Genomic DNA, 15,685 nt, shown 5'->3' on the forward strand with positions numbered 1-15,685 from the left:
GAGCGCTACATAGTGCAAGCCCACGTCGCAGATTTCCAGCCAGATGCAAATCCCCTGTGGGAGCCAGCCTGCTGGCAATAGCGGCGTATCAGTTACAACTGCATTGACTGATATGGCGCTATCGCGAGCAGGCTCGCTCCCACAGGGTATGTTTGTGATGCCCGGAAATGAGCAAGCCCGGCGGAGGCCGGGCTTTGGCGATACTGCGGTGACTCAGCTGATTGCATCGGCCGTACCGGTTTTGTCGAAACCATCGGCGGCGACGGTTTTGCCGATGTGGGTCTTGTCGAAACCGTCCGCGGCATAAGTGCCCGAGTGGCTGGTTTCGATGGCGGCAGTGGCGCCGGAGATGAAGTCGGCGGATTTGGTTCGGTCCGAGCCATCGGCAGCGAAGGTGTTGGCAGCCAGTACGGACAGGGTCAGGGCAAGCATCAGTCGGGTTTTCATGGCGGTTACTCCGGATGGGTTGGCGTGTGTGTCTTGCATGGGTTAGATGCTACGCCAATTAAATTGATTGAAAATCGCAAATTAATGCTAAAAACTATCGATTAACCTGATATTAAGGGCGGCGCATATTTTTCGCTTTCTTCGCAGGAGCGAGCATCGCGCAGGTCATCGATCAGGTAGGGGCAGGATGCGGTGGCGGGATTAATTAGCGATTAATCGATGTGAGGGCGAGGTTGATTCTTGAGCCTGTAGACCGTGGAGCCCCTATCGCGAGCAGGCTCACTCCTACAAGGGATTCGTGTTGGTGACAGATCCAGTGTAGGAGTGAGCCTGCTCGCGATGGGGCCAGAACAGCCACCGTTGCAGTGGCTGTGAAAACCCGATCAGTCAGTCACGATGCGCGAGTGCTTCTGGGTGTCTTTCATGGTGATGTACACCAGCAACGACACGGCGATGCACGCTGTGACATACCAGTAGTAACCGGTTTCCATGCCAATGCTCTTGAACCACAGCGCGATGTATTCGGCGGTGCCGCCGAAGATCGACACGGTCAGTGCGTACGGCAGGCCGACGCCCAGGGCGCGGATCTCGGTCGGGAACAGTTCGGCTTTGACCACCGCGTTGATCGAGGTGTAGCCGCTGACGATGATCAGCGCCGCCATGATCAGGAAGAACGCGCCCCACCAGGTCTGGATGGTGTGCAGGGTCATCAGGATCGGCACGGTGAAGATCGTCCCCAGCACGCCGAAAGCGATCAGGATCGGACGACGCCCGATCTTGTCCGACAGGCCGCCGATGATCGGTTGCAGGCACATGAACAGGAACAGCGTGGCGGCGGAAATGGTGGTCGAATCGGAAATGCTCATGCCCACCGTGTTCACCAGGTACTTCTGCATGTAGGTGGTGTAGGTGTAGAACGCCAGCGTACCGCCCATGGTCAGGCCAACCACGGTCAACAGCTCTTTGGGGTGGCGCATCAAGGTGCGCATGGCGCTTTCTTTGGACTTCTCTTTTTTGGTGAACGACTCGGTTTCTTCCATGCCGCGACGCAGGTAGAGCGCAACCACCGCACACAGCGCGCCGATGGCGAACGGGATGCGCCAGCCCCATGCGTACAGTTGCTCAGTGGTCAGCGTGTTTTGCAGCACGATCAGTACGCCCAGCGCGATGAGCTGGCCGGAAATCAGGGTCACGTACTGGAAGCTGGAGAAGAAGCCGCGACGTTCCTTGGTCGCCATCTCCGACAGATACGTGGCCGAGGTGCCGTATTCGCCACCGACCGACAGGCCTTGCAGCAGACGGGCGAACACCAGCAGGATCGGCGCGCCGATGCCGATGGTTTCGTAGTTCGGGCTCAGCGCGATCAGCAGCGAGCCGAAGCACATCAGGTAGACCGAGGCCATCAGGGCTTTCTTGCGGCCGACCTTGTCGGCGTACATGCCCATCAGCCAGCCACCGATCGGACGCATCAAAAAGCCGACGGCGAAGATCGCCGCGGTGTTCATCAATTGCGCAGTGGTGGAACCGGCGGGAAAGAAGGTTTTCGCGAAGTACAGCGAGAAGGCGGCATACACGTACCAGTCGTACCACTCGACCATGTTGCCGACGGAACCGCTGAAGATCGATTTGATCCGGCTGGCGGTGGTTCTTGCTTTGACCGGCGCAGCCGCCGACCCAAGTGGCAGGGCGTTGGAGTTATCCATTGAAGGATCCTTCGTTTAATTGTTTTTGTGGAGCGCGTCGAAACGCAGCCTGCGGGGGCTATAGCAGGAGCTGTGCCAACGGGGGGAGGGCCGGTTTAGAGGGGGTGGCGGGAAAGCGTGAGCGGATTTGTGCCGACCAATTTGGCTGCGTGAGCGGATTTCCGCTTATCGGCGTAAAGATCAACAGCCCCTCACCCTAGCCCTCTCCCCTGGGGAGAGGGGACTGATGCGATCGTCCCCACGCTCTGCGTGGGAATGCCTCAACGGACGCTCCGCGTTCGGCTTCGAAGGGGACGCGGAGCGTCCCGGGCTGCATTCCTTTGCTGCGCGTGGGAACGATCATCTTTGCCTCACTCGGCCAGAAACATCTCGCGACTCAACCCATGCCGCTGCATTTTTTCATTGAAAGTCCGGCGCGGCAGTTGCAGCTCCTCAAGCACGGCTTTCACATCACCCTTGTGCCGGGTCAGCGCCGCGCGCAGGCACTGCGCCTCGAACGCTTCCTGCTGAGCGGCCAGCGATTGTCCCGGCTCGATGACCGGCACTGGTTCATCGAGCCCCAGCACCTGGCGTTCGGCAACGTTCGCCAGTTCCCGCACATTCCCCGGCCAGTCATGACTGAGCAGGTGACTCAGCTGCGCGCCGCTCAACGGCGCAAACGTGCGGCCGAGGCGTTCCGCGGCCTGGCGAGCAAAAGTGTCGAACAGCAACGGAATGTCTTCGCGCCGTTCACGCAACGGCGGCAAACGCAGCTCGGCGACAATCAAGCGATAGGCCAGATCTTCGCGAAAGCGTCCGGCGCGCGCCTCGTCGAGCAGATCGGGCTTGGTCGCCGCGACAATGCGCAAGTCGACGCGGATGCTCTGGTTCGAACCCAGCCGTTCCAGCTTCTGCTCCTGCAACACGCGCAGCAGTTTCACTTGCTGGGCCAGGGGCATGCTTTCGATCTCGTCGAGAAACAGCGTGCCGCCATCGGCGTATTCGAGTTTGCCGATGCGCTTGCCGGACGCACCGGTGAAAGCGCCGCTCTCATGGCCGAACAACTCGGCTTCGAACAGTTGCTCGGGAATCGCCGCGCAATTCAGCGCCACGAACGGCTTGTCTGCGCGCGGGCCGAAATCATGCAGGCAGCGCGCGACCAGTTCCTTGCCGCTGCCGGTTTCGCCGCGAATCAGCACGTTGACCGGTAACGCGGCCAGATCCAGCACTTGCCGACGCAGGGTCTGCAAGCCACGGGAAACGCCGAGCAGGGTCGCATCGAGTCTGGCGCGGTGGTCGGCCTGTTCGTGCAGCGCGCGGTTCTCCAGAACCAGGCGACGTTTGTCCAGCGCCCGGCGCAAGCTGCCCAGCAGGCTCTCCGGGCTGAACGGTTTTTCCAGGAAGTCGTAGGCGCCGTCGCGCATCGCTTCGACCGCCATCGGCACATCGCCGTGGCCGGTAAGCAGAATCACCGGCAGATCGGCATCGCGTTTCTGCACATCGGCCAATAACGCCAGCCCGCCCATGCCGGGCATGCGCACGTCGCTGAGGATTACCCCGGCAAAGTGCGCGGGCAGGGCGGCGAGGCATTCTTCGGCACGGCTGAACAGTTGCACCTCGAACCCCGACAGGCTCAGCCACTGTTCGACGGCGCTGCGAATGCTGCTTTCGTCATCGACTACCATCACCGAATTGAACATCAGATGTGTGCCTCCAGATCGATCGGCAAGGTCAGGCTGAACACTGCGCCAGCGTCGCCATTCTCGGCGCTCAGACGGCCGCCGGATTCATGCACGATGGCGAACGATACCGCCAGGCCAAGGCCCAGGCCATCACCTACAGGTTTGGTGGTGAAGAACGGGTCGAACACCTGCGCCAGATGCTCTTCGGCAATCCCGCCGCCATTGTCGCTGACGCTCAGGTGCCACAGTTGCTCATCGGCCTGCAGACGGATTTCCAGACGCTTGCAGGCTTTGCCGTGCATCGCATCCAGTGCGTTGCGCAGCAGGTTGATCAACACCTGTTCGAGGCGAATTGCATCACCGCGCACCCATGCCGGGCGGGTCAGGTGCAGCACCAGGCTGACCTGTTCGTCACGCAGCCGTGCATCGAGCAGTTGCAAGGCCTGATCGACCACGCTCGCCAAGTCCAGGCGTTCACGCAAACCGCTGGGGCTCTTGCGCGCGAAGGTCTTGAGATGGCCGGTGAGGGCGGCCATGCGCGTGAGCATGTCGTCCACCGGTTTCAGCGCTTTGTAGGCATCGTCGACGCGGCCGTGTTCGAGCAACAGGCGCAGCGTCGCCAGTTGCATGCGCTGAGCGGTCAGCGGTTGATTGATTTCATGGGCCAGCGCGGCGGACATTTGCCCGAGCGCGGCCAGTTTGGCCGATTGCACCAGACCTTCTTGCGCGGTGCGCAGGTCGCGGGTGCGTTCCTCCACCAGCCGTTCCAGCTCTTCGCGGTTGCGCTGGCGGATCTTCGACAGGCGCCAGCGCTGATTGAGAAACAGCAGCAGAAACACTACGGCGAGCCACACCCCGGCGGCGGCCAGCCCGGCATTGCGCAGGTCTTCGAACGCCACCTGCGGACGGCGCAGCAGATGCAGGGTCCAGCCTTCGGCGGCCAGCGGCAGCGATTCCCACAAATAATCGGCCGTGCCGTCCGGGCCTTCGACGCGGCGCAGGTCGCTGTTGTCATCGAAACGGCGCAGCGCCAGATGCGTCAACGGCAGCAATGTCTGTTTGTCGTACTGCCGCGTGGCCTTGATCTCGGCCAGGTCGCTGGCGTTCAGCGGCCGCAGTGCGCGGTAGCGCCAGCCCGGCTGATTGGCGATGAAGATGATCCCGCGAGCGTCGCTGACCAGCAGCGTGTCGCTGCCCTGGCGCCACTCGCGCTCAAGCTCGGGGAACTCCAGCTTGACTACCATCGCGCCGAGGAATTCGTCGTTATCGCCGAGTACCGCGCTGGAGAGGAAATAACCGGGAATTCCGCTGGTCACGCCCACCGCATAAAACCGCCCGCTGCCTTGGGTACGGGTCTGGCTGAAGTACGGGCGAAAACCGTAGTTATGGCCGACGTAACTGCTGGGCAGCCGCCAGTTGCTCGCCGCCACCGCCAGACCGGTGCGATCGAGCAGTTCCAGGGTCGAGGACTGTGCCGCGCCGTTGATCTTTTCCAGTTTCAGGTTCAGCGCCGCTTGTTCGTCGGCATCCACCGGACCCGCCAGCGCCGCCCGCAATTGCGGGTCCAGCGCCAGCACGGCGGGCAGGGCGCGGTAGCGGTCGATCAGGGTGTGCAGCGAGTTGGCATACAGCGCCAATTGCTGGTTGGCGCGGGCGGCGTCTTCTTCCAGTGCCTGACGTTCGGCGTGACGGATCGCCAGCGTCGCGGCCAGTGCGGTACCGGCGATGATCAGCAGGGTATACAACGACAGACGCAGGGTACGGGAAGTCGGCAGCATGCTGGGCGATGGGTCGGCAGGACGGACGGGCACGATAGCATGCGCCGAGGTGGCCCGGCGTGCTGTCCGCGCGGGCCACGTGGGTCATACGGCCGTTTCCTGCACCGAACGTCGTCGCTGTAGATTCAGCCGTGGTTTCGGCACAGGTCTGGGACGTGGCTCGTCAGCAATTGACTGTTCCAGTTGTTTCAGGCGTTCAGTCACATCCTCTGCTTCGCTGAGGTTATCAAGTACGTCTCGAGTCGTTTCCAGTGCGTCCCGGGTGTTGTTGATGAGCGCAGTGGTTTTAGCCGTTATCGTGCGGTAAGCGTCAGCGACGGAAAGGCCCTCGTCCACTAGTTTTGCGAAATCAAGCTGATCGAGTGGGACCATCTTTTGGACCTCTTGCAGAATGGCCTCTGTGGCTGTTTGCCGGAGCTGATTGATCCCTTCCTGAATGGACTGTGGCAGCGTGCCATTGGCCAAATCATTTGCACCCTGCGCAATGGTTTGTGTGGCGTCGCGCACTTCAGCCGTGTGCAGCGCTTCGGTTACGCGAATGCCGCGCTTGAAAAACCGGTAACGAATAAAGGCTGCTCCCAATCCGCCGAGCAGACCACCGACAAAACCGCCAATCGTGTTGCCAATGACCGGTGCGAACGAACCGGCCGCTCCGCCGACGGCGGCACCGACAGTGAAACCCAGACCGAAAGCCCCCAATCCGTTTTTGCTGAAGAGGTAGCGGCGGAAGGTCATCCCGGCCCGGGTTTCCTGGCTGACATCGGCTTCGTCATCGGGACCATCAAATTCAGTTGCTGCATCATGAGCCTGGCTCGCGACGTTGGCTGTGGTGCGAAACACACCGACGATTTGGGAAAAGTCGAACTGTCTGCGGCCATCGGTATCGACATTGACCATCGGGTTGTTCGACACCATCGCATACAGATTCAACCCGTCCACATCCCCCGCAGGGTCTGCACTGACCCAACGCTGCAACCACGGCGCGTAATAACGGGCGCCGTAGTAATACAACCCGCTGACATCCATTTCCTTGCCTGAATAACGCACGAACCTGTAGCTCACTTCAAGCGCTGAGCGCGTGGCCATCCATGCGGTCTCGCCAAACGGGTAATAACCTTCGTGGCTGATCAGTTGTGCGTGTTGATCAAGTTCGATCACGCAGGAACCGAGATGATCCTCAAGGCTGTAGCGCAATTGATCAGCATCGATGCCCTCGGGTTTGTTCGCCACCCAGTGCAGGCAGCGCGCGCTGCCGACGCTGATGATGTGCAGTTCTTCGCCGTTGTCTTTGGTACGGATTTCCAGGCCTGGCAAATAGCGCACCTGATGAAAATGTTCGGCGTTGGCGGCCAGGTATTCGTGGCGTTTGAAAACGCGCATCCCCTGGCTGTATTCGTATCGCTCGATATCGCAAATCTGATTTTCGCGGCCGACCAGCGTCACCTGTTGCACTTCGTCACGAACAGTCCAGAGCAGAGGTTTGCCGGGGTGCACGGCCTGTTGATTGCCGTGGCGGTCGAACAGCGTGTCGAAGTCCGGCTCGACGCCTTCTGCCCAGCGCACCGCGCGATTGCTACGCGAATCAATGTGCATTCGCCGGGTGTAATTGTTGCCGGCGCGCACATGCCGCAGTTCGATCAGATTGCCGCCGTGGTCGTATTGGTAGGTCTGGGTGTAGTTGAGGCGGTTGTGCGGGTCGGTCGGTTGCGGCAGGCCGGGAATATCGCTTGGTGGCGCGTCGTCGTAGCCTGTGGCGTGGATCAATCGGTAAAGCGAGTCGTAGCTGAAGTTGCGGTGGCCGTCGACGAGCTGGTTGGCGAAATAATGCGGTTCGAACGCGTGGTCTTCGATACGGGTGATGTTGCCGACGCGGTCGTAAAAATATTCAAGATCCTGCAGGCGACTGCCGTCGCTTTTGCGGCTGGACTGAGTGTGCAGGCGACCGTCGGCGGGGTCGTAGGTCCAGCGGTTGCGCACCTGATTACCGGCCAGCTGCTCGATGATCTGGTTCGCGGCGTTGTACTGCGTGTCTTGTATCACTGCTTGCCAATCGGTTTTGCCATTGATCAGCAGATGCATTTGTTTGAGTTGTCCGGCCAGACCGTAGCGCGATTGCTGCCAATGGCCGCCAGCGTCGGTCTGCTCAAGCACTGCGCCCAGCGGGCTGAACACATATCGGCTGGTGAACGCTGCACCCTCGTGGAAAGTGCGGGTTTCGCTCAGCGTGTGGTCGACAAGGGCGAAGCTGTCGGTGCGCAGGGAGCCCGAGCGATCTTTCTGTTCCAGCAACTTGCCGCGCTGGTTATACCCCGCATCAGCCGTGGCGCCAGCGTAAGTGAAGAGGTCGACACCGGCCTCGTTGTTTTCATCGACCGCCACTTTGCGCAGTTGCTCATCGAAGGTCGTGCGCCAATGGTTGCCGCGCGCATCCCAGCGCTGCAACGGCTCGCCCGCCAGGCCTGGCAGATTCAAGCGCCAGCCGGCATCGACGCTGCCGGTTTTCAATGGTTCGCCGTTCAGTGCATGAATGGTAGTGAGGTTGGCCTCGGGCAGGCGTGGGTCGCGCTGGACTATCAGTCTGCCTGCCGGGTCGTGCTGTTGGCGGGAGACCAGAGCGATGACGACGCCGTTCGCTGTTTCGCGAAGGTACTCGATCCGCCGTACCGGCAACTGGCGAGGATCTGTCACGGCAAGCATCGGCGTACGCCAATGGACTGCTCCGGCTTTCATCCTTGGGTGTACCAGTTATACAACCGCCCGTGCGGTTTTTTGTTTGCCTGACGAGCTTGTCTTAGCAGGTGCTGATTGTCCGTTGTGCCCGTTTCCTTGTAGTAGGCGAGCATGTTTTGCGCGCGGCTGATGTGGCCCAAGGTGGTTTTGGTTTGCTGGCGCAGTCCTGAGCGCGTGATCGGTGCCAGGGCTTCGGGGGACGTCATATGAGTGACGTTGGTCAGTACGTTTGCAGGGTCGATGGCGTCCGTGCCCAAGGCATCGAATGCGTTTTCTGCCCAGGCAGCGCGTTGCCCGACGGCAGCTTTCCATTCATCGAGCATTTTTTCGATTTTTTCGATTTTCACTGGATCGAGCCGATTCTTGATGTCCTCGTTCTCCACGGCCCTGATGAACAGCGTCAGAAAATGGGGAATGATCGAGAATACTGAGCCAACCACTCTATTCATGATGAAGTCGGGATTGAGGACAGAATCGAGCGCCGGGTTGAGCAGTTCGTCCGTCATGTCTGACCAGGAATTGATTTCGCTGACGGCGCCACTGACGCCCAATCGTTCGTCAATGGCACTGACAGACATTGTCGACGTCTGCGGAATAAGCGGACCAAACCCCAGCCCGGCACTCTCTGCTACCGGAGCGATCATGCCTGCGGTGACATCGCCGGCGATGTTGCCGCCGATAAGCCCGGCGGGTGTGGGAAATATGTTGGCGTCAGGCATGGGAAGAACCGGTTCGACAAGGCCGCTACCCAGATTGCCTCCGTGGTACGTCGAGGCAAGCCAATAGCCACCTTCTACGGCAAAATTCATAAGCATGTTCGCGGCAGCGGGCTGCGGATAGAGGATGTTATGTAGCTGGGCGACCACCTGTTGGGAATGTTCGTTGACTGCAGAAACAAACTGCGATACCAGGATGATGACGCCTTCCGCTCTTTTGTTTCCGTCTGGATCTACATAGCGCATCGGGTTATTGCCCACAAACGCATACAGATTCAAACCATCCGCCTGCTTCGCATCCGTGCTGATCCAGCGCTGCAACCACGGCGCGTAATAACGGGCGCCGTAGTAATACAACCCGCTGACATCCATTTCCTTGCCTGAATAACGGACAAACCTGTAGCTCACTTCAAGCGCTGAGCGCGTGGCCATCCATGCGGTCTCGCCAAACGGGTAATAACCTTCGTGGCTGATCAGTTGTGCGTGTTGATCAAGTTCGATCACGCAGGAACCGAGATGATCCTCAAGGCTGTAGCGCAATTGATCAGCATCGATGCCCTCGGGTTTGTTCGCCACCCAGTGCAGGCAGCGCGCGCTGCCGACGCTGATGATGTGCAGTTCTTCGCCGTTGTCTTTGGTACGGATTTCCAGGCTTGGCAAATAGCGCACCTGATGAAAATGTTCGGCGTTGGCGGCCAGGTATTCGTGGCGTTTGAAAACGCGCATCCCCTGGCTGTATTCGTATCGCTCGATATCGCAAATCTGATTTTCGCGGCCGACCAGCGTCACCTGTTGCACTTCGTCGCGAACAGTCCAGAGCAGAGGTTTGCCGGGGTGCACGGCCTGTTGATTGCCGTGGCGATCGAACAGCGTGTCGAAGTCCGGCTCGACGCCTTCTGCCCAGCGCACCGCGCGATTGCTACGCGAATCAATGTGCATTCGCCGGGTGTAATTGTTGCCGGCGCGCACATGCCGCAGTTCGATCAGATTGCCGCCGTGGTCGTATTGGTAGGTCTGGGTGTAGTTGAGGCGGTTGTGCGGGTCGGTCGGTTGCGGCAGGCCGGGAATATCGCTTGGTGGCGCGTCGTCGTAGCCTGTGGCGTGGATCAATCGGTAAAGCGAGTCGTAGCTGAAGTTGCGGTGGCCGTCGACGAGCTGGTTGGCGAAATAATGCGGCTCGAACGCATGATCTTCGATGCGCAGGATGTTGCCGACGCGGTCGTAAAAGTATTCGAGATCCTGCAAGACACTGCCGTCGCTCTTGCGGCTGGACTGGGTGTGCAGACGGCCGTCGGCGGGGTCGTAGCTCCAGCGACCGCACACCTGGTTGCCAGCCTGTTGTTCGACGATCTGGTCAGTGGCGTTGTACTGCGCATCCTGCAACACCGTTTGCCATTCGGTGTGGCCGTTGATCAGCAGATGCAATTGTCTGGGTTGCCCGGCCAGACCGTAGCGTGACAGTTGCCGGTGGCCGCCGGCGTCGGTCTGCTCCAGCACTGCGCCCAGTGGACTGAACCGCCGCTGACTGCTGAACGCCAGGGCGTCGGCAAAAGTGCGGGTTTCTTTCAGCGCTTGGCCGGCAAGAGAAAAGCTGTCCACTGTCAATGTGCCCGAACGATCGTTCTGTTCCAGCAATTGGCCACGCTGATTGCGTCCGGCATCAGCCGACGCATCGGCATAGGTGAACCTGTCGGTTACCTCGGCGTTTTCGGCAAGCGTCAGCACGCGCAGTTGTGCATCGAAGGTCGAGTTCCAGCGCGTGTGGCGCTGGTCCCAACGCTGCAAGGGCTCCCCGGCCGGCCCCGGCAAGTGCAGGCGCCAGCCGGAATCGACGCTGGCGGACCGCAGTAGCGCGCCGTCGAGGCGGTGTACCGCGATCAGCGCCGGCACCGCAAGACGCGAGTCCCACTGCTCGACCACTCGGCCCGCGTGGTCATGCTGCTGTCGGGTCACCAGGGCAACGGGCGGCTCATCGGCGACAGTGCGCAGATATGCGATCTGCCGCACTGGCAAACCGCGCGCATCGCTCACCGCCAGTGCCGGCGTACGCCGATGCAGGCTGGCGATCATGACCGCTGCACCCTTACAGGCAGCGGTGACTCGGCGGTGTCATTGAAGTCGTGGCTGGCCTGATACCACGGGTTATAGTCCTTGAGCGCGCAGTCGCCCTTGGCGTTGACCAGTTTGATCTGGCGACCCACCGCGTCATAGAACACTTGATCGTAATAGCCCAGCTCGCGCAGCGACTGGTCCTTGACGCAGTGGTGGGTATTGGCAAAGAACGGCCGGAACTGGCGCACCGGCAGGCCCTTGTTGTTGTACTCGACGCGTTCGCTGATGCGCCAGCGCGGGTCGGCATCGACTTCCTTGATCTGGCCGTTTTCCACGATCAGCGAGCCGTCTGCGCCCACCGCCCAGGCCTTGCCCGGATCTACCAGCTGCTGGGTCTGCAGCGCCCGACCAAAACCGTCGACGCAGGCTTTGATGATCTGGATCTGCGCCGGCACCGGATCGTCGGGGTAACGGTCGGCGCTGAGTACCACGCTGTGCACCGGTTCGCGATGCGCCGCGCGGATCGCCTCGTACAAGACCTGTTCATCGGGCGTCAGGTGTGGCCAGCGCCGTTCCAGTTGCCAGCGCGCGCTGGCTCTGATGTAGCCGCTGGGCAAGAGATAGCCGGCTTCGATCCACTTGCGCAGGTCGCCTTCGGCGAGTTGCCCCATCCAGCTGAACAGGTCCTTGCGCAGTGTGCTTGCCGCTTGCTGCAGGGCAGCGACCGGATCGGCGATGGCGGTGTCGGGGAGCAGATCCTCTGGCCGGACATAGTCGCTCAGCGGTTTGAAACCTGCGGGGATACCGTTCTCGGTGCCATGGAAACTGATCGCCAGCGGCTGGCCGGAGGGCTCGTAAATCGCCTCCTGAATATTGTCGTTGGCATCGATGATGTTCAGAGGTTGCAGCGCGTGGTAGTCGTAGGTGACAAGCGTGGTGCAGCCATCCGGCAGCTCGACCAGCGTGACGGCCAGTCCATGGACGTCATACTCGGCGCGGGTGTAACCGTGGCTGAGCGTTTCGCGGTAGCGACGGACTTTGTAGAAACGTTCAAGACCGGCATATTCGGCGTAGCCGTAACAGGCGGACCAGAGGTTCTGTTCGTCATCGGGTGGCGAGTCATCGAACAGAAACGACATGGGCTTGTAACCGATTTTCGCCAGTTCAAGCCGTATGTCGATGCCCAGCGCCGGATCGCTGTAAGCTTCCAGCGCAGTCTTGTCCAGCTGTGCCAGTTCCAGCGGCGCGGACAATGCTGCGAATCCGGCCACGCCATCGGGTAGCAGATCACCGTTCGTATCGACATAGCGCTGCACTGATTGGCTGGTCAACACGCGTTCGGTGTTCCAGTGCGTGGAACCCTCCTCAACGATCAGGCCTTCATAGGTGATCTGCGCCGGGTCCAGCCCACCCGGCAACGGGAGCTTGGGCAACACCAATGCATTGCCACGCTGTTGATAAGGCAAACCGAGGCGCCACTGATCCGGCTCCAGCAGATCAATGAACCGCGCGCGCATTTCATTTACGTAGTAGCACTGCTGACACGGGTCGTGGGCGTCACGCCACCAGCGCTGTTTGTCGGGATCACTGTACGGAGGCGTGTCCGTTTCGACAAGCCGACGGGCATAGCTGACGGTCAGGGTCTGGGTCGGCTGACCGTGGGCATTGAAGCGCAGATTCAGCTCTTTGCGGCACAGCGGATCATCGACAAAACGGTCGTACTGGTAATCGATGCTTTCCAGTAGCAGGAGTAAAAGCACGGCGGCGCCATAAGCGCCTTGCGGGCGCACTTCGCGGACCCGGTAACGCAGTTCCTGGACCGTGAACGGGACGGCGATGCCGGGCACGTCCAGATCGGCTGCGGCCCAGGTTTCGCTGCGCAATACCGAACCGACCAATGCTCGGGCGATCTGGTAGCGAGTGTCGTCATTCGCGGGATCGATCGTCTCATCTACGTCATCATTGAGGTGATAACGACTGAACAAGGTATTACCCAACGGCACTGCGCTTGCGTCCCGATTGAAATAGTCATCGCGCGGCAGATCCAGCGATTGCCCGGTGTGAAACCAGGTGCAGACGCACACGGCTTCACTGAAACCGACATCATCGTCACTCGAGGCACTTTCGCTGTCGGTCTGCGATAACTGGCCGAAACCGCGGAACTCGCGTTCACGACTGTCGTACATGCCTTCGCGCCAGGTGAAGGTCTGGGTCAGGCAGTTGCCGGTGATTTCATCGAGTTGCCGCTGTTTTTTCACCACCGGCACCGGGAAGGGTAAATGGCAGACCGGCAGGCGTTTGAGCGTCAGCAAGCGATGCTTCTCATCCAGCCATTCCTGCGCCGAGCTGCGGTAGAACACCTCGGCGCTGCAACCCATGTTGTTGTTGCTGTGGGTCAGCAGATAGGGCTTGGCCGCAACGAAATCGTAGCGCCAGTGCTGCGGCTGCATGTGAGGCACAGTGAGGATCAGGCTGGCACAGCCGAGGCCCTGCAGGTCGGCGAAACTGACTTGGGTGAAGCGGTCATAGCGCACGCCGGCAGGCCATGGCACGCTGATCGGTATCTGCTCCAGACCATTGCCGCCGCGGTTCAGGTAGATATCGAAGGCCTCCGGGCGCAGGTAGATCAAGGCTGTCGCACCCGATCCGTCGAGGTCGGCCAGATGCACTCGGGAGGCATCGAATTGCTCGTAGGTAAACGGCAGATCGCTGATCTTGCGGCCCCTGCCGAAGCGGCCATGGCCGAGGTTCGGCCAGCAACGGATTTCGTCGTGACGAATCCGGCACAGCTCGGGCATGTCGCTGCCCAACAGGTTGCCCAGCAACACCAGTTCCGCAGGCGAATCTGCTAACAGCGGCAGGCGGTCATCGTCAGGTTCGTGCGCGACCTCTTCAGCGGCGGCGAAGCCGTGTTCGCGCCGGTTGGCGTAAACCTTGACCGAGTGCGGGCTGATTAAACCGATCGAGAGCAGGCCATCACCACTGAAGTCACCGCGAACCGCGCGCGGGTTGAAAAAATCCAGCGGGAAGGCATCGAAGGGGACGAAGTCGGCGAATTCATGTTTCGCTGTCAACGTGCGGAATCCACTGCTGCCCGGTTGCGCAGTGATCCAGCTCAGACGTCCGCCACCGGTCAGGTCCGTGAGCAGTTGTTGAACCGCGCGGTTACGGTTGGCCACGGGAATCCGCTCCAGCGCGGACCACGGCCCGTAGGCAATTTCGTCAGTGCCCTTGGCGGCCCGCAGCGGTTCGCGGTAGTACCAGCTCTGGTCATACCGACACAAAAAGCCCGGCAGGCCTTCGCCAAACAGGTCCACGCACTGGTAGACACGACCGTCTTCAATCCCCGGCTGGACCTCCTGTTCGAACAGGCGCGTCGGGGTTTTATCGAGTTCGAAAGGGCTGTAGTCGAATTCGACCGGCGGCGTGTCCTCGACCAGGCCATTGGCATCGAACGCCTGATAGTACGCCGCGCCAATCTGGCTGAAAGCCCATTGCCCGGTGTTTTGGGGCTGGCGATATTCCAGCAGCAGGCGGCGCGCGAGTTTTTTGCTTCGGCTTTCTCCAACAGGGATGTCATGAAACATCAGTACTTGCCGGCAGAGGCGGCGGGTGCCCAGTTCGAAGCCTTGACCATGGGTGAAGAAAGGGTCCGCTCGCCGCGCCCACGGTTCAAGGGTTTCACCGTCATAGACCGGGATCCCCGTCAACGAAGTGCTGCGCTCGCCGTAGTCGAACAGCAGGTGGAAATGCCAGTCGAGTTCGCCGGGGCTGGTAGTTCCCCAGCTGTACAGGTCACCGCTGCCGATCGAGTTGCCGTAACACACCCGATGCAGATAGCGCTGCGCGCGGTAGTCATGCAGCGGGTCGGCTTCCTGATCGTCGGCCTTGTATTCGTAATAGATGTGATGACCGCGAGCGTTCATGCTTTCGCACAGCAGCCAGGCGCTGATTCGCTGCGGGGCATCGGGATCGGCGCGACGTGAAGCGGCCGTTTTGCCGTAAAGGTGCAGCGAGCCGTCGGCGCCGTGGATCAGCCAGAAGTCGGATGGGCTGGTTTCTTTGGATTGCCGCTGCCAGCGTTCGCGCAAGGCGAAATCACTTTCGATCCTCGGCCAGTAACGCACCACGCGGTGCGGACCGATCTCGGTGCCGTTGTAGCTCGATTCCAGGCGTGACTTGATGGATCCGTCGAGCTCGAGCTCCGGCATCCACTCTTCGCCATCGGGACCGATGATTTTATCGTGATCGCTGAAGCGCGGCACACCCTTGTTGGTGCGACGACTGATCTGCCCGACTCCGAGCAGGTTCCAGCCGATGCCAAACGCACCGTTGCCGCTCTGGCTGCTGTAGCTCAGCGACAACTGCGGATCCCAGCCACGCCCGGCCGAAGTGGGTATCGGCAGTTCGAAGGAGGGCGCACCGGTCGGCCCGACGCTGCCCCAGCTTTTGCCGATCGTGGCGATCGACGCACTGCTGGCGATGGAGGGCGTAACGATGCTCAGGTCTTGTGGCTCAGCCATGGTCGAATCCATTGCGCGCAGGTTGGGCTTGAATGGATTGACGCTAACAAGAATCGCCGGGAAATGGACCTGTCA

At 60.7% G+C, this 15,685-nt stretch carries 7 protein-coding genes; all 7 read right to left on the reverse strand.

All coding sequences use genetic code 11. The annotated features are described in order from the left end of the window. Positions 1–213: 213 nt before the first annotated feature. The 7 genes from J3P75_RS06545 to J3P75_RS06575 all read right to left on the reverse strand — a co-directional run bounded on the left by J3P75_RS06545 (position 214) and on the right by J3P75_RS06575 (position 15,610). Positions 214–447: a hypothetical protein gene (locus J3P75_RS06545; RefSeq protein WP_394508134.1), complete on the reverse strand. Its 234-nt coding sequence runs from the start codon at positions 445–447 to the stop codon at positions 214–216. A 383-nt stretch (positions 448–830) separates the two neighbouring features. Further along, the gene (locus tag J3P75_RS06550) at positions 831–2,150 is read right to left on the reverse strand and encodes an MFS transporter (RefSeq protein ID WP_203419280.1); all 1,320 of its coding nucleotides are present in this window, start codon (positions 2,148–2,150) and stop codon (positions 831–833) included. A 350-nt stretch (positions 2,151–2,500) separates the two neighbouring features. Then, positions 2,501–3,829, reverse strand: coding sequence for a sigma-54-dependent transcriptional regulator (locus J3P75_RS06555; protein ID WP_434709696.1), 1,329 nt, complete (start codon positions 3,827–3,829; stop codon positions 2,501–2,503). Next, positions 3,829–5,589, reverse strand: a complete 1,761-nt coding sequence (locus J3P75_RS06560) for an ATP-binding protein (protein ID WP_434711225.1) — start codon at positions 5,587–5,589, stop codon at positions 3,829–3,831. The genes J3P75_RS06555 and J3P75_RS06560 overlap by 1 nt, the downstream gene beginning before the upstream one ends. Before the next feature lie 84 nt (positions 5,590–5,673). Then, a complete protein-coding gene (locus J3P75_RS06565) occupies positions 5,674–8,286 on the reverse strand; it encodes an RHS repeat-associated core domain-containing protein (RefSeq protein WP_434709697.1) in 2,613 nt (870 codons plus the stop codon). A gap of 29 nt (positions 8,287–8,315) precedes the next feature. Further along, positions 8,316–11,105, reverse strand: a complete 2,790-nt coding sequence (locus J3P75_RS06570) for an RHS repeat-associated core domain-containing protein (protein WP_434709698.1) — start codon at positions 11,103–11,105, stop codon at positions 8,316–8,318. Next, positions 11,102–15,610: a SpvB/TcaC N-terminal domain-containing protein gene (locus J3P75_RS06575; RefSeq protein ID WP_434709699.1), complete on the reverse strand. Its 4,509-nt coding sequence runs from the start codon at positions 15,608–15,610 to the stop codon at positions 11,102–11,104. Before J3P75_RS06575 ends, J3P75_RS06570 begins: the two co-directional genes overlap by 4 nt. Positions 15,611–15,685: the final 75 nt, after the last annotated feature.

Origin of the sequence: Pseudomonas sp. R1-1 (genome assembly GCF_051132135.1) — a bacterium.
GTDB lineage: Bacteria > Pseudomonadota > Gammaproteobacteria > Pseudomonadales > Pseudomonadaceae > Aquipseudomonas.